We start from the raw sequence: 15,174 nt of genomic DNA on the forward strand, positions 1-15,174 counted from the left end.
TCAGTCGGCTCCGGCCGCGTGTTCGGGGGGAAGGCCCGCGTCCGCGCGCCCGGCCCTCATGTCCTGGATGGTGCGCCAGATGTCGGCGAGGATGATGAGGCCCATGAAGGCCGCGGCGACCAGGCCGGCGGCATACATGGTGCCGACCGAGATGCCGGAGATGGGCGCGAGGTTGTTCCAGTTGATGACGGTCTGCACCCAGCTGCCCTGCCAGAGCAGCCAGCAGCACCACAGCATCAGCGCGCGGCTGACCCAGAAGCAGGCGAGACGCGGCCCCCGCGGCAGCCATCGGATGAGGGAATCGACGCTGAGATGCGCCCCCTCCTTCAGCGCGAGGATGGCGCCGAGAAAGATGATCCAGACGAAGATCAGCCGGGATACTTCCACCGAGAAGGGGATGCCCGAACTGAAGGCGTAGCGTAGGACCACGTTCAGGAACACCATGAGGCTCATGGCGGCGATGCCGACCACGAGCAGGATTTCGATGAGCTTGAACGGCAGATTGGCGATCTTCTGCATGAGCCTCCCCGGCGAATTCTTTGTTCCCTGTCCCGTTGATGGGCCAGGTTCGGCTTGAGCGGCGCAATGGCAGAAAGAATGGCGGGCGGCGCCGCAATGCAGCATCCGAATTCGTCTGGCGCGGCCGTATTTCCTTTTATATATCGGAAATTTATACCATTTTTATTTGCAATACGCCAATCTGCAGTGCAGTATCCCGCTCAATGTAGAAGATAGGCAAATGTCTACCCTCTGCAAAATGACGGGTGCTGATAGCGATATAACAAAAGGCTATAACGGATGTTGCCCTCGCTCAGCTCCATCGCTGCCCGTCTGCGTCTCAAGCACATCCGCCTGCTGGTGGCGATCGACGACGAAGGCTCGATCCTGAAGGCGGCGAAGCAGGTGGCTCTGAGCCAGCCGGGCGCCACCAAGGCGCTGCAGGAGATCGAGGAGGCGCTGGGGGCGCAGCTCTTCCTGCGCACCAATCGCGGGCTGGAGCCGAACGAGCTCGGCCATTGCGTGATCCGCTATGCGCGCCTCATCTACACCGACCTCGGGCACCTGCGCGAGGACATGGCCGGCATCCTGGAAGGCCATGGCGGCCGCGTCGCCATCGGCATGATCATGGGCGCCGTGCCGTCGACCACGCAGGTGATCGCGCGGCTCCAGGCCAAGCAGCCCACCATGTCCGTGAAGATCGTCGAGGACACCAGCGAGCGCCTGCTCCAGCTCTTGGACGACGGGCGGCTCGACCTCGCGGTGTGCCGCACCAGCATCAGCCATCGCAGCGACGCCTATGACGCGGTTGCGGTGCGCGAGGAAGAACTGGCGGTGGTGGGCCACGTGGACAATCCCTTCGTCCGGGCGCGCGCGTTGTCGTTGCTGGATCTCGCGTCCTCGCCCTGGGTCGCCTTCTCGGCCAACATGCCCATGCACCGCTATCTGGAGCGCGAGTTTCACGACCATGGCCTGCCGTTTCCGCGCGGGGTGGTGGAGACCACGTCGGCATTCGTCACGCTGTCGCTGATCGACCGCAACGCGCGGATGCTGGCGCTGATGGCGACCGACGTGGCTGACTTCTTCCGGCGCGCGGGGATGCTGAGCATCCTGCCGCTGCGCCTGCGCACCCGCAGCGATCCCTACTTCCTGGTGCGGCGGCGCGACCGCACGCTCTCCCCCGCCGCGCAGATGCTGGTGGAGGAGTTCAGCGGGGGCGCACTGGAGGCCGCCGTGCGGTCGGAGGACGAGGGGTCGGCGTGGCGCAGCGAAGCCGTGCCGACCGCCTGAGGCCTCACCCGCCGGTGGCGGCGATGACCTCGTCCACGTCCGTCACCACGGCCACGTTCTGGAGCGCGTAATTGACCGAGGCCGTGTGCCATTCCGCATTCATGGTGGAGCAGGCATCCTCCGGCACCACCATGAAATAGCCCTTGTCGGCGCCGGTGCGGGCGGTGTGCTCGATGGACATGTTGGTCCAGGCGCCGGTGACGATCACCACGTCGCGTCCGAGCGCCCTGAGCACCGTTTCGAGGCGCGAGCCTTCCCACGCGCTCATGCGCTGCTTCTCCACCACATGGTCGCCCGCTCTGGCCTCCAGGCCCGGCACCGGCGCCACGCCCCAGCCGCCGCGCACCAGGGCGTTGGCGTCGGCCAGCCCCTCGAACAGCGGGCAGTTCATGGTGACGCCCGGCGCCCCCGGCTCCACCACGAACCAGACATGGATCACCGGGATGCCGCGCCGGCGCGCCGCCTCGGCGAGACGCGCCGCATTGGCGATGGCGTTCTGCTGGCGGCAATGGGCCGGCGAGCCGGACGAGGCGAAGGCGCCGCCGTCCATCACCACGTCGTTCTGCATGTCCTGGATCAGGACGGCGCAGCGGGAGGGGTCCAGGCGGAAGCCGGGCGCGGCCTTCTTGACGGCGCTGGTGGCGACGGTCGCCGGGGCGACGCCCGAGACCGGCCGTGCCGCGCCGCCGCTGCCCCCGCCGCCGTTCGCCCGCGCCCCTGCGGCGGCGCGCATGAACGGCTCGATGCGCGGCCCGACCTTCGTTTCCACCGCATAGACCGAATGGGTGGCGGTGAGAAACAAGGTGCGCCAATCCGCTCCGCCCCAGGCGAGGTTGCCGACGAGTTCCGGCACCCGGACCTGGCCGATCAGCTCGCCGGCCGGGGAATAGACCCACACGCCGCCCGGCCCGCACACCCACACATTGCCCTCGGCATCGCACTTCATGCCGTCCGGCACGCCCGGCTCGTAGGGCGAGACGATGCCGGAGGCGAACACCCGCCCCGGTCCGAGCCGCCCGTCGGCGCGCACGTCGAACACGCGGATCACGTGCTGCACCGTGTCGTTCACATAGAGCAGCGCCTCGGTGGGGCAGAAGCACAGGCCGTTCGGCTGGGCGAAGAGATAGCGGTCCACCAGCAGTTCGGGCGCGCCGCCGCCGGGCGGGATGCGGTAGACGCCCTGGAAGCCGAGCTGGCGCGGCCGCTCCACCCCGTAGACCGGCATGCGCCCGTACCAGGGATCGGAGAAGTAGATCGCGCCGTCCGACTTCACGCAGACGTCGTTCGGGCTGTTCAGCTCCATGCCCTCGAACTGGGAGGCGACCACCTCGCGCCGCCCGTCCGGCCGCTCGCGCACCAAGGACGAGGTGGCGTGCTCGCAGACGAGGAGGTTCAGCTCCGCGTCATAGGTCATGCCGTTGCACTTGTTGGCGGGGCGCATGACCTCGGTCACGCCGCGCCCATCCCAGCGCCGCCGCACGTCGCCCGGCATGTCCGAGAACAGGAGGTGGTGGTCGCGCGGGTGCCAGACCGGCCCTTCGGTGAACTGGAAGCCCGTGCCGATCTGGCGGACCGGCGCCCACAGGTCGATGAGATCGGCGAAGCCGGGCCGCAGTGCGGCGTGGGTGGTCATGGCGTCCTCCGTCAGGCCGCGAACCAGTTGCGCGCGGGCAGGGTCTGCACCACGGGCCCTGGCACCGCCATGTCCATGCGCCCCACCACCTGGCCGCGCTCGATCTTCGCGCCCTTGTCGTGCACCGGAAGCAGGAAGCGGGCGCCGCTCGCCAGGAGCTTCTTGATGGCGGCCTTCTCCTGGCGCTTGGACACGCCGTGATTTCCGGTGGTGCGCGGCTCGTTGAAGCTGATCTCGTGGAAGGGGGTCACGATCTGGTCGTTGAAGTCGTAGATCACGTCGCCGCAGAGGGTGCAGCGGCCTTCCACGGTGTCCACGTGCACGTTCATCGAGCCTTCCGTGTGGGCGCCGGCCGCCTCCAGGTAGCAGCCGGGGAACAGCTCGATGATCCCCGTCAGCTCCAGGTCCTCGAAGCGCAGCGCGTCGCGGGTGTGGAGGCGGTCGATGAGGTGCTTGATGTCGGGCGCCGGATATTGCGGGTGCATGAGGCCCGACACCGAGTATTCGAGTTCCCGGCGGTTCACGATCACCGTCGTGTTCATGGGGAAGAGGTCGTCCTTGCCCGCATGGTCGATGTGCAGGTGGGTGTGCATCACGTAGCGCACGTCGCCCATGCGCACGCCGTATTTGGCGAGCTGGTTCTCGATCATGTTCTCGTGGAACTGGAGCCCGCGCATGCCGAGCGTCTCCATGATCTGGTTGCTGCGGTAGCCGGTATCCACCACCACCGGCCAGGGGCCGCCGAGGATCAGGAAGCCGTAGGTCGGGACGCGGCGCGTGCGGCCGCAGTCCCGTCCGAGCACCAGGAAGCTGGATTCAAGCTCGATATCGCCGAAGTCCAGGACCTTGATTTCGAGCGCCATGGGTATCCTCCGTCAGGTATTGGTCAGGCGGTAGATCCGCCGTGCGGTTTCGTTGAAGACGCTCATGGCCGCCGCCTCCGGCACCGCCGCCTTGTGGGCGGCGAGGAGCGCGGCATAGGTGGTCCAGAGCTTCTCGATGGGGAAATTGGAGCCGAACAGGCAGCGCTCGGGGCCGAACAGGCCGAGCGTCTCGCCGTCCACGAAGGCGACGTGGGCGTCATCATTGGCGCGCAGGAAGGTGCCGAGGCCGGACAGCTTGCTCGTCACGTTGGGCTGCGCGGCGAGCAGCGCCATGCCATTGCGCCAGTCCGCGATGCCTGCGGGCGAGAGGTCCTCCAGCATGCCGGCGTGCTGCAGCACGAAGGTCACGTCCGGGCATCGCGCGGCGAGTTCCGCCGCCCCCGCCATCTGCGGCGCGAACACCTGGAGGTCGAAGCTGAAGCCGTAGTCTGCGAGGTGTCCCACATTGGCGACGACGCGCGGGTCGAGGCACAGATCGGGCGCGCCGGCGAAGCGGTAGAGCTCCTTCTCGTGCCAGTGGAGCTGCATGCGCACGCCCTTCACGCGCGGGTTCGCGGCGAGGCGGTCGAACTGCGGCCGCGCATCGCCGGCCAGAAGGTCCGCATACGCGACGATGGCGAGGGGAAAGCCGCTGTCCTCGGAGGCGCGGGTGACGAAGTCCACCTCGTCCATGAAGCGCGCGGGCGCCCAATTGGCCTGCACGTAGACCGCCTGCGTGACGCCGCTGGGGCGGCAGTCGCCGAGATATTCCTCCACGGGATAGTCGCGCCGGATCGGCTCGTAGGGGCCGAAGATGCGCGGCACCATGGGGCCGAGCAGCCAGGGCAGGTCCTGCTGGCGCCAGATGTGGAAATGGCTGTCGACGATGCCGGTCATGCGGCCTCCGGGCCTGCGAGCGAGAGGATGTGGCGGCAGATGCGCGCCGTGGTGGCGCCGTCGCCGAGCCGGGCGAGGCGCGGCGCGATGAGGCGCAGCGCCTGCGTCTCCGGGCGGAAGGCGGGGTCGGCGGCGAGCGGGGTCAGCCAGTCGATGCGGTGCGCCCGCGCCGCGAGCCGCGCGACGGCGGAGACCAAAGGCTGGGGATCGCCGCGCTCCAGCCCGTCGGAGAGCACCACCACCACCGCGCCGCGCGCGAACGCGGCGAAGCGCGGCACGGCGAGGAAGGCCTGGAGCGCATCGCCGATGCGGGTGCCGCCGTCCCAGTCGGGCACCAGGGCGGAGGCCTCCATGAGCGCCTGCTCGCGCCGGCGCCGCTTCAGAGCCCGCGTCACCCGCGACAGCCGCGTGCCGAAGGTGAACACCTCCGCCCGCGGCGCCGCCTGGACGATGGTATGGGCGAGGGCGAGGTTGGCATTGGTGCGCTGCTTCATGGAGCCGGAGACGTCGATCAGCAGCAGGATCGGCCGCGGGCGCGTGACGCGGCGCAGCCGCTTGAGGCTCATCACCTCGCCGTCGTGGCGGATCGCGTCCCTGAGGCTTTTCGCGAGGTCGACCATGGGGCCGCGCCGGGCGGCCCTGCGGCGATAGCCGCGGCGGCGCGGCAGGGCGGCGGGCAAGGCGCGGCCGAAGCGGCGCAGCACCTCGTTGTCGGTGAGGCTTGCGAGGCGGCGCACGGAGAGCGCCTCGGCGCCGGTGGGCGCCTCGCCGGTCTCGTTGATCTCCTCGCCGAGGATCACCTCCTTAAGGCCGGCATCGTCCTGGGCGCCCATTTCCTCGTCGGCCTCGAGCTCCTCTTCGCCCGGCTCGGCGATGGCGCCGAGGAAATGCTGGTCGAACAATGCGTCGAACAGCGCCCGGCGCTCCACCGGCGGGGCGAGGGTGGCGGCAGCGCCGCGGCGCACATGCTCCATGCTGCGCGGGCCGAGCAGCTCCACCGCCATGAGGAAGGCCATGGTCTGCTCCGGCGCCACCGCGAAGCCGTTCTCCCGCAGCAGGGTCGGGAAGGCCACGAAGGGGCGCGCGGCGGCGGGCAGGCGGGCGCTCATGCTGCCGCTCCGGGAATGATGAGATGCAGCCGCGGGCGCAGGAAGGCGAGGTCCTCCTCGTCCTTGATGGCGGTGCCGATGGCGCGGCGGAACGCCTCCGGCCAGGGCGCGCCGGTCCCGGCAAGGGCGGTCGCCGCCTCGGCCCAGTCCACCGCCTCGGCGACGCCGGGGGGCTTGGCCAGCGGCTCCTGGCGCAGCAGGCCGACCGCATGCACCACCGCCCGCGCGGTGCCTTCCGCGACGGCGGAGGAGCGCATCATGATGATCTGCGCCTCCCGCTCCGGCTCGGGATAGGCGATGTAGTGGTAGACGCAGCGCCGCCTGAGCGCCTCGTGCAGCTCGCGGGTGCGGTTCGAGGTGAGCACCACCACCGGCCGCTCGGCGGCGCGCAGCGTGCCGCGCTCGGGGATGGAGATCGAGAAGTCGGAGAGGAATTCCAGCAGGAAGGCCTCGAACTCATGGTCCGAGCGGTCGATCTCGTCGATCAGCAGCACGGTGGAGTCCGGCCGCCGCAAGGCCGCGAGCATGGGCCGCTCGATCAGGAAGTCGTCGCGGTAGATGTCGATGCTCTCGCCCTCCCGCGCCTGGCGGATGGCGAGCATCTGGCGCGGATAGTTCCACTCGTAGAGGGCGGCCGCGGCGTCGATGCCCTCGAAGCACTGCAGGCGGATGAGCTGGCGCCCCAGTATGCCGGCGAGGGCTTTCGCCGCCTCGGTCTTGCCGACGCCCGGCGCGCCTTCCAGCAGCAGCGGCTTGCCGAGCGCGAGGCTCAGATAGCCGGCCGTGGCGATGCCGTCGTCCGCGAGATACATCGCGGCGCGCAGGGCGTCCGCGAGCGCCTCGGGGCTGGCGATGCCGGCTACATTGGTGCGCAGGGCCATGGGTCAGCGCCAGTTCGCCGGGCCGCCGCGGCGCGGCTGGGGGCGCACGCCGCCATTGGCCTTGATGCCGCGCAGGATCTTCTCCGGCGTCATCGGCAGTTCGTCCACGCGCACGCCGACGGCGTTGTAGATGGCGTTGGCGATGGCGGGCAGCACCGGGTTGGCGCACATCTCGCCCGGTCCCTTGCCGCCGAACGGCCCGTCCGGCGCCGGGCGCTCCAGCACCGTGACGTGATAGGGGGCGATGTCGCCGGGGCCGGGCATGAGGTATTCGTTGAAGTCGCGCGGGCCGTGCTCCGGGTCGGGATAATAAGGCTCGGGCGTCTCGTAGAGCGCATGGCTGATGCCCATCCAGGCGCCGCCCGCCAGCTGCTGCTCCACCATGCGCGGATTGATGACGCGGCCGAGTTCGTAGGCGCTGGTCATGCGCAGCACCGTCACCTCGCCGGTCTCGTCGTCCACCGACACGTCGGCCACCAGGCAGGCATGGGCGAAGGCGGTGTTCGGGTTCATCTCGCCGGTCTCGGCGTCCACCGCCGACAGCGGGATCAGGAAGATGCCGCGGCCCGCGATCGTGCGGCCCTGCTTGAACTGGGCGGCGAGCGCGGTGGCCTTCACCGTGATGCTGCGCGAGGGCGCGCCGCGCACATGGATGTTGCCGCGCCCGTCCGTGACGAGGTCGTCGGCGCTCACCTCCAGCTCCTCCGCCGCGGCCTCCAGCAGCACGCCGCGGGCCTCGCGCGCGGCGGCGATGACGGCATTGCCCATGCGGTGGGTGCCGCGCGAGGCGAACGAGCCCATGTCGTGGGGGCCGGTGTCGCTGTCGGCGGTGTCCACATAGACGTCCTCGATGGGCACGCCCAGCGTTTCGGCGGCGATCTGGCGCGACACCTGCTTCATGCCCTGGCCGAGGTCGATGGCCGAGAGCGCGACGGTGAACTTGCCGTCCGGGTTGGAATGGATCAGGGCCTGGCTCGGGTCGCCGCCGAGATTCATGCCGATGGGATAGTTGACCGAGGCCATGCCGCGGCCTTCGTAAAGGGCCATGTCAGCGCCTCCTGGTGCCGAAGACGGAGGAGAACCGCACCGCGCCGTGCTGGGTGTGCGCCGGGGAGGGGGCCGGGGCGGGCGGTGCCGGCGGCGGGCTCGCCGGCTGATAGGACGGAGCAGGCGGTGCCGGCTGCGGCGCGTAGGCCGGTGGCTGCGCACGGGCGGGCTCGTGGCGCGGCGCCGGCTCGTAGCGCGGAACCTGGGTCGGCGCGGCGCGGCCATCGCGCGCGCCCTCCATCACCGGCTCCTTGCTGAGGGCGATGCGGGTGGTGCCGGCGGGGAGCGTCTGGGTCGGTCCGCCGGTGCGGGTATCGGGACGGCCGATCTGGCCGCGCTGGTCGATCACGGTCGCCGGGATCTGGCCGCGCTCGCCCGCGCCGCCGCTCGCCACCGAGGTCTGGCGCCGTGCAGTGTCGGAGAGCGGCCAGCCGGCCTTCTCCGCCGCCACCTGCACGCACTCGATCAGCGCGGTGTTCTTGGCCACCCGGCGATGGGCCTTCATGTCGCCGTCGCGGTAGGCGTTGAGGATGCGCAGCTCCATGGGGTCCATGTTCACCGCCTCCGCCACCCGGTCCATGTGGACCTCGATGGCGAAGTCCACCGCCGTGACGCCGAAGCCGCGCATGGCGGTGGAGGGGCAGCGGTTGGTGTAGGCCACGTAGACGTCGGACGAGACGTTGGGGATGGAATAGGGGCCGGGGATGTGGGCGGTGCACTTGATCGCCGCATAGCTCGACAGGCGGGTATAGGCGCCGGCATCGAAATAGGAGCGGATGTGGCGGGCGACGATGCGCCCGTCCCGCATCACGCCGTCCTTCACATAGATGCGCTCGGCGCCGCGCGGCGAGCCGGTGAGCATCTCCTCCTCGCGGTCGAGCACGTAGCGCACCGGCCGGCCGGTGAGCATGGCGCCGAGCACCGCCAGCGGCTCGGTGAGCGAATCCACCTTGCCGCCGAAGCCGCCGCCCACCGTGCCGCCGATGAAGTGCAGGCGGTTGGATTCGAGGTTGAGGATCTTCGCCGTGGTGCCGAGCGAGAAGAACAGGCCCTGGGCGCAGGAATGCACCACGTAGCGGTCATTGTGCTCGGGCGCGGCGATGGTGCCGTTGGTCTCGGTGGGCGCGTGCTCGATGGGCGACATCTGGTAGCGCGCCTCCACCACCTGGTCGGCGCGGGCGAACGCGGCGTCCACGTCGCCGAAGCGCAGCTTCTGATGGTCGAAGCGCTCGTGATATTCGAAGTAGTTTCCGGGATAGGTCTCGTTGACCACGGGGGCGCCGGGCTTCAGCGCCTCCTCCACGTCGAACACCGGCTTCAGCGGCTCGTACTCCACCCGCACCAGCTTGCGGGCGGCATGGGCCTGGGCCTCGGTGTCGGCGATGATGGCGACCACCGGCTCGCCCTTGTAGCAGACCTTGGAGACCGCCAGCGTCGGCTCGTCGTCCTTGCCGAAATTGATGAGGCTGAGCAGCGTGTTCTTGTTCACCGGCACGTCGGCGCCGCGCAGCACCCGCTTCACCCCCGGCGCGCGGGCGGCGGCGGCGATGTCGATGGAGCGGATGCGGGCATGGGCGTGCGGGCTGCGCACCACCTTCAGGTGCAGCAGGCCGTCGAAGGCGTGGTCGTCGAAGAAGCGCGTGCGCGCCGTCACGTGCCCCGGCATGTCCTGGCGCTGGGAGCCCTTGCCCACTTCGTTGAGATTGTCGTCGCGTTCGTCCGCGAAGAGGTCCTTGCGCATCTCAAGCATGGCGGCCTCCTTCAGGCGCGGCGCGCGCCGGATGAACCGGCGGCGGCGAGAATGGCGGCGATGATCGGCTCGTAGCCGGTGCAGCGGCAGATGTTGCCGCTGATCGCCTCCACCACCTCGTCGCGGGTGGGGTTGGGGTTCTTCGCCAGCAGGGCGCGGGCGGCGGTGAGCATTCCGGGCGTGCAGAAGCCGCACTGGGCGGCGAAATGGTCCATGAAGGCCGCCTGGAGCGGGTGGAAGTCCGGCCCGTCGGCCATGCCGGAGGCGGTCTCCACGTGGCGCCCCTCGCAGGCGACTGCGAGGGTGAGGCACGACAGATGCGGCTCGCCGTCCACCAGCACGGTGCACACGCCGCACGTGCCCTGGCCGCAGCCGTATTTGGGCGCGAAGTCGCCGAGCCCCCGGCGCAGGGTATTGAGCAGGTTTTCGGCGCCGTCCACGAAGGTGGCGCGATCGGAGCCGTTGAGCCGGAACTGGACCGGGTGCTTGGCCATTTCGGTTCCCTCAGCGCGCGGCGCCGGCCAGGAGCCGGGCGAGATGGACGGGAAGCACTTCGCGGCGATACCAGGCGCTGGCGATGGCGTCGGTCTCGGGGCGGGTGCCTTCGAGCGCCGCCTGCCGCGCCGCGGCGAGCGTCGCGGCGTCGAGCGCGCGGCCTTCGAGGGCGCGCTCGACGCCCTTGGCGCGCATGGGCGTCGGCGCCATGGCGCCATAGGCGATGCGGGCCTGCGCCACCCGGCCGCCGGCGAGCGGCAGGTGAGCGGCGATGGAGAGCACGGCGATGCCCTTGGGCTTGACCCGGCTGATCTTGCGGAAATGGAAATGCTGCGGGTTCTGCGGCCGCGGCACCTGAAGCGCCGTCACCATGCCCTGGCTGCCCCGCTCGCGCGCCGCGAGGAATTCCTCCAGCGGCACCGGGCGGCCCGCGCCATAGCCCGACTGCACCACCACCAGAGCATCCAGCGCCAGGAGCGCGGTGGTGAAGTCGCCATAGGGCATGGGCGCGAAGAGGTTGCCGCCGATGGTCGCCATGTTGCGCACCGCCGGCCCGCCGATGGCGCGGGCCGCGCCGTGCAGGAAGGCGAGTTCGGGCCGCGCCAGCACCATCGCCATGGTCACGCCGGCCCCCAGCTCCAGGCGCGCGCCGGAGAGCGACATCTGCGTCAGCGCGGGATCGGTGACGCGCACCAGCGTGCCGTCGGTGAGCCGCCCCTCGTTCACGTCGCGCATCACCAGCGTTCCGCCGCCGACGAGCAGCGCCTGGCGGTCGCCGGAGAGGATGCCGGCGGCTTCGGCAAGGCTGGCGCAGGTTCGCACGTCGAGCATGTCAGGCGTCCTCACGCGTGAGTTCGGGCAGCAGCCGCACCGCCTCGATGCCGTTGGTGTAGACCTCGTCGCCGACGATCCGCGCCAGTTCCGCCTCGCGCCCGGGCGGCGTCGTGAAGCGGCTCTCCCAGTGCCAGAAGCTGCGGTTGCCGTCGGTGACGGGAAGCAGCCGCACGTGGGCGACGTAGTTGAACAGCGGGATCGGCGTATCGAGCAGGCAGTAGCTGAAGGTCATTTCGAGGTCAGAGAGGGTCAGCAGCTGCTCGCGCAGCTCGCTGCCGTCCCGAAGGACGAAGCGGCGCACGCAGCCGACGCGGTCGGACGGCTGGGCGCGCTCGATGTGGCTGCGGGCGACGATCGGGTGCCAGCGGTCGTGGCCGTTGAAGTCGCGCAGCACAGCCCAGAGCCGGTCCACCTGCGCGTCGATGATGGTGCTGCGGACCACGTGGGGCATGGCCTCACCCTCCGAATGCGCGCTTGAGTGCGTCGAATCCGCCCTGGAACACATTCGCGCCGATGCCGCCGACCAGCTCCGCCTCGCGCTCGGGCGCGCAGTCGAAGTCCGCGGACCACTCGATGAAGGTCCGTTCCTGGTCGGTGATGGGGGTGAGCCGCAGCGTCGCCACGTAATTGGTGAGCGGCATGGGTGAATCGAGGATCGAGTAGGTGCAGAACATGTCGTAGTCGGACAGGCCCAGCAGCTGCTCGCGCAGCCGGTCGCCGTTGCGCAGCGCGAAGGCGCGGATGCAGCCGACCTTGTCCGCCGGCTCGCCGTTCTCGATGCGGCTCTCGGCGATGGCCGGGTGCCAGTTGGGCAGGCCGTTGAAGTCCCGCACGCGGGCCCAGACCCGGGCCGCGGGAGCGGAGATGACGGAGGAGACGTAGACGCGGGCCATGTCGCTTCCTCCTCAAGCCTTCTCGGCGGGGCCGGAGCCGCCGCCCGATCCGCTGCCCGATCCGCCACCCTTGCCGTCCGGCCCCTTCGCCTCCGGCTTGCCTTTGCCCGAGCCGCCGCCGCCCTCGCGCGGTGCGGCATCCTTGGCGACGCGCTGCATGTCGGAGGCTTCGCGCATGAGCCCGCCCATCTTGGCGAGGTTGCCGCCCTCGATGCCGATCTCCTTCAGCACCTGGTCGATCATGGGCGCCTGCACCCGGTAGCGCAGCGCGCTCTCGATCACCTCGTCGGTGGGCGAGCGCGCGGCGCCGCCCGCGCCGCCGCCCATTCCCGCCAGCCCGTCCACATGCAGGATGCGGATGCCCTCGATCTTCTCCATGGGCTTCACGCTCTCGCGCACGATGCCCTCGATCCGGTCCAGCAGCCGGCGCCGGAACAGGCCGTAGCGGGCGCCGTCGGAGAGCACGTTCTCCGCCTCGTAGAGCAGCTTCTGCGCCTCGGCCTCGACGGCGCGCCGCACCTTCTCCGCCTCGGCGGCGATGCGGGTCTCGTCCGCGACCTTCTCGGCGAGCATCACCTCCACGGTGCGGCGACGCTTGGCGCCCTCGCTCTCGCGGATGGTCTTCACCCGCTCCTCGGCCTCCACCGCCTTGGCGCGCGCGATCTCGGCATTGGCCTGGGCGGCGGATTCCTCCAGCGACTTGGCGTAGAGCGCGATCGCCTTGTCCATCGCGGCGGCCTCCACCTCGCGCTCGCGTTCGATCTCCAGCTTGCGCAGCTCGCGCTGGCGGCCGACGCGGGCTTCGTCCAGGCCGCGGTCGGAGGAGATGCGGGCGCGCTCCACGTCCTCGTTGGAGGCGATCTGCGCCTCCTGGAGCGACTGGTTGCGGGCGATCTCCAATTGCTCCAGCGCCTGCCGGCGGTCGATGCGGGCCGCCTCAAGCGCCTGTTCGCGCTGGATGTCCACGGTCTCGACCTGCTGGCGCGCCGTGATCTCCGCCTGCCGCAGCTCGCGGTCGGCGCCGGTGCGCTCCACCCGCTTGGCGGCGAGGGCGATGGCGCGCTCTTCTTCCGCCACCTCGATGGCCTTCTTCTGGGTGATCTGGAGCAGCTCGCGGGTCTTGGTGGAGTTGATGCGCTCCTCTTCGAGCTTCAGTTCCGTGGCAATGCGCTGGCGCTCCACCGTATCGCGGCGGTCGAGTTCAGCGGCGTCGAGATCGGCATTGCGCTTGATCTCCAGCGCCTTGGTGGCGAGCTCCGCGGCGATGCGCTCGGCGGCGAGCGCCTTCTCCTGGGCGATGCGCGCGGCCTCGGTGGCCTCGCGGGCGGAAATCTCGGCGGCGTCGATCGCCTTGTTGCGGGCGATCTCCAGGCTGCGCACCGCCTCGTCGCGCTGGATGCGCTCGGTGGAGACGGTCTTCTCCTGGGAGATGCGCGCCTTCTCGACCGCCTCGCGGGCGGCGATCTCGGCGGACTCCACGGTCTCCGTGCGGCCGATCTCCAGGAGGCGGGTGCGCTGCTCCAGGCCGATGCGCTCGGCGGTGACGGCGTCCTCCTGGGCGATGCGCGCCTTCTCGATGGCCTCCCGGGCGGCGATCTCCGCCTCGTCCAGCGCCCTGTTGCGGGAGATCTGGAGGGCGCGCACGCGCTCCTCCTGGGCGATGCGGGACGATTCCACCGCCTCGCGCGCCGCGATGTCCTGCTGCTCCAGGATGCGGGTGCGCTCAATCTCGTGGTTGCGCACCTCCTGCTCGCGGGCGATGCGCTCGGCGCTCACCGCCGCCTCCTGGAGGATGCGGGCGCGCTCGGTCGATTCGCGGGCGGCGATCTCGGCCGCCTCCAGTACCTTGGCGCGCTCGATCTCCTGCTGGCGGATCAGGCGCTCGGAGGCGATGCGGGCGGCGTTGATGGCCTCCTCGTTGGCGATGCGGGCCTTCTCCACCTGCTCGCGGGCGGCGATCTCGGCTTCCTCCACGGCCCGGGTGCGCTCGATCTCCCGGTGGCGGATGTCCCGCTCGGAGGCGATGCGCGCCTCGCTGATGGCCCGCTCATTGGAGATGCGGGACTTCTCGATCTCCTCGCGGGAGAGGATGAGCGCCTGCTCGGCCTCGGTATCGCGCGAGGCGCGTTCGCGGGCGACCTCGGCGCGCTGGACCGCGCGCTTGATCTCGATGTCGCGCTGCTGCTCCAGGCGCGCCGCCTCGCTCTCGCGCTCGATGTCGAGGGCCTGCCGCTCGGCTTCCAGGTTGCGGGTGCGGATGCGGATCATCGAATCCTGCTCGATGTCGTTGCGCAGCTTCCGCTTGTCCTCGATCTCCTCGATGATCCGCGTCAGGCCTTCCGCATCGAAGCGGTTGGAGGGGTTGAAGAATTGCAGGTCGGTCTGGTCCAGGTCGGTGAGCGCGACCGATTCCAGGATCAGGCCGTTCTGGTCGAGCGCCTCGGCGGCCGCCTCCTTCACGCGCCTCACATAAGTTCCGCGCTTCTCGTGCATCTCCTCCATGGTCATCTCGGAGGCGACGGTGCGCAGAGCCGAGATGAACTTGCCGGAGAGCAGGGCGTTGAGCTGGTCCGGCTGGAGCGTGCGGCGGCCGAGGGTGGCGGCGGCGATGGCGACCGCCTCCCTCTCCGGCTTCACGCGGACGTAGAACTCGGCGTCGATGTCCACCCGCATGCGGTCGCGGGTGATGAGCGCGTCGTTGTTCGCCCGCGTCACCGCGAGCTGGAGCACGTTCATGTTCACCGGCGTGACGTCGTGGATGAACGGCAGCACGAAGGCGCCGCCATTGATCACCACCTTTTCGCCGAACGAGCCCGTGCGGACGAAGGACACTTCCTTCGAGGACCGGCGGTAGAGCCAGTTCACCAGATAGACGACGATGGCGATGACGATCACCGCCACGATGAGCCAGAGGATCAGCGCTCCGATCAGCTGTCCCGACATGATCTTCCTCCCGCCCGTCTCCGGGTCACTTGGCTTGGCCG

Annotated in this window: 14 protein-coding genes; 1 reads left to right on the forward strand and 13 read right to left on the reverse strand. The window is 70.1% G+C overall.

Annotated elements, in window-relative coordinates:
• Nucleotides 1-519: a TRAP transporter small permease gene (locus tag D9R14_RS03345; RefSeq protein WP_170168471.1), complete on the reverse strand. Its 519-nt coding sequence runs from the start codon at nt 517-519 to the stop codon at nt 1-3.
• Nucleotides 520-798: 279 nt separating this feature from the next.
• Here D9R14_RS03345 and D9R14_RS03350 point away from each other — a divergent pair, with 279 nt between their 5' ends.
• On the forward strand, nt 799-1,788 hold the full coding sequence (locus D9R14_RS03350) for a LysR family transcriptional regulator (RefSeq protein ID WP_121621896.1): 990 nt from the start codon (nt 799-801) through the stop codon (nt 1,786-1,788).
• A gap of 4 nt (nt 1,789-1,792) precedes the next feature.
• Here the strand turns inward: D9R14_RS03350 and D9R14_RS03355 are convergent, their stop codons facing one another.
• Genes D9R14_RS03355 through D9R14_RS03410 form a run of 12 tightly spaced genes read right to left on the reverse strand, consistent with a single transcriptional unit; the run spans nt 1,793 to nt 15,133 of the window.
• Nucleotides 1,793-3,421, reverse strand: coding sequence for an isochorismatase family protein (locus D9R14_RS03355; RefSeq protein WP_121621897.1), 1,629 nt, complete (start codon nt 3,419-3,421; stop codon nt 1,793-1,795).
• Nucleotides 3,422-3,432: 11 nt separating this feature from the next.
• Entirely contained in the window at nt 3,433-4,284 is an 852-nt protein-coding gene (locus D9R14_RS03360; protein ID WP_121621898.1) for an N-acyl homoserine lactonase family protein, read from the reverse strand.
• Nucleotides 4,285-4,296: 12 nt separating this feature from the next.
• The gene (locus tag D9R14_RS03365) at nt 4,297-5,181 is read right to left on the reverse strand and encodes an amidohydrolase family protein (protein WP_121621899.1); all 885 of its coding nucleotides are present in this window, start codon (nt 5,179-5,181) and stop codon (nt 4,297-4,299) included.
• Nucleotides 5,178-6,290 (reverse strand): vWA domain-containing protein, encoded by a 1,113-nt coding sequence (locus D9R14_RS03370; protein ID WP_121621900.1) that lies wholly within the window; start codon nt 6,288-6,290, stop codon nt 5,178-5,180. Before D9R14_RS03370 ends, D9R14_RS03365 begins: the two co-directional genes overlap by 4 nt.
• A complete protein-coding gene (locus tag D9R14_RS03375; RefSeq protein WP_121621901.1) occupies nt 6,287-7,171 on the reverse strand; it encodes an AAA family ATPase in 885 nt (294 codons plus the stop codon). Before D9R14_RS03375 ends, D9R14_RS03370 begins: the two co-directional genes overlap by 4 nt.
• 3 nt (nt 7,172-7,174) lie before the next feature.
• Nucleotides 7,175-8,218 carry a xanthine dehydrogenase family protein molybdopterin-binding subunit gene (locus tag D9R14_RS03380; RefSeq protein ID WP_121621902.1) on the reverse strand — a complete coding sequence of 348 codons (1,044 nt, stop codon included), beginning with the start codon at nt 8,216-8,218 and terminating at the stop codon, nt 7,175-7,177.
• A 1-nt stretch (nt 8,219) separates the two neighbouring features.
• Entirely contained in the window at nt 8,220-9,968 is a 1,749-nt protein-coding gene (locus tag D9R14_RS03385; RefSeq protein ID WP_121621903.1) for a xanthine dehydrogenase family protein molybdopterin-binding subunit, read from the reverse strand.
• Between the two features lie 11 nt (nt 9,969-9,979).
• A complete protein-coding gene (locus D9R14_RS03390) occupies nt 9,980-10,462 on the reverse strand; it encodes a (2Fe-2S)-binding protein (RefSeq protein ID WP_121621904.1) in 483 nt (160 codons plus the stop codon).
• A 10-nt stretch (nt 10,463-10,472) separates the two neighbouring features.
• The gene (locus D9R14_RS03395; RefSeq protein ID WP_121621905.1) at nt 10,473-11,294 is read right to left on the reverse strand and encodes an FAD binding domain-containing protein; all 822 of its coding nucleotides are present in this window, start codon (nt 11,292-11,294) and stop codon (nt 10,473-10,475) included.
• A gap of 1 nt (nt 11,295) precedes the next feature.
• Nucleotides 11,296-11,748 carry an SRPBCC family protein gene (locus D9R14_RS03400; protein WP_121621906.1) on the reverse strand — a complete coding sequence of 151 codons (453 nt, stop codon included), beginning with the start codon at nt 11,746-11,748 and terminating at the stop codon, nt 11,296-11,298.
• Nucleotides 11,749-11,752: 4 nt separating this feature from the next.
• Nucleotides 11,753-12,190 carry an SRPBCC family protein gene (locus tag D9R14_RS03405; protein ID WP_121621907.1) on the reverse strand — a complete coding sequence of 146 codons (438 nt, stop codon included), beginning with the start codon at nt 12,188-12,190 and terminating at the stop codon, nt 11,753-11,755.
• A 12-nt stretch (nt 12,191-12,202) separates the two neighbouring features.
• On the reverse strand, nt 12,203-15,133 hold the full coding sequence (locus tag D9R14_RS03410; protein WP_121621908.1) for a flotillin family protein: 2,931 nt from the start codon (nt 15,131-15,133) through the stop codon (nt 12,203-12,205).
• Nucleotides 15,134-15,174: the final 41 nt, after the last annotated feature.

The organism is Xanthobacter tagetidis (genome assembly GCF_003667445.1).
GTDB lineage: Bacteria > Pseudomonadota > Alphaproteobacteria > Rhizobiales > Xanthobacteraceae > Xanthobacter > Xanthobacter tagetidis.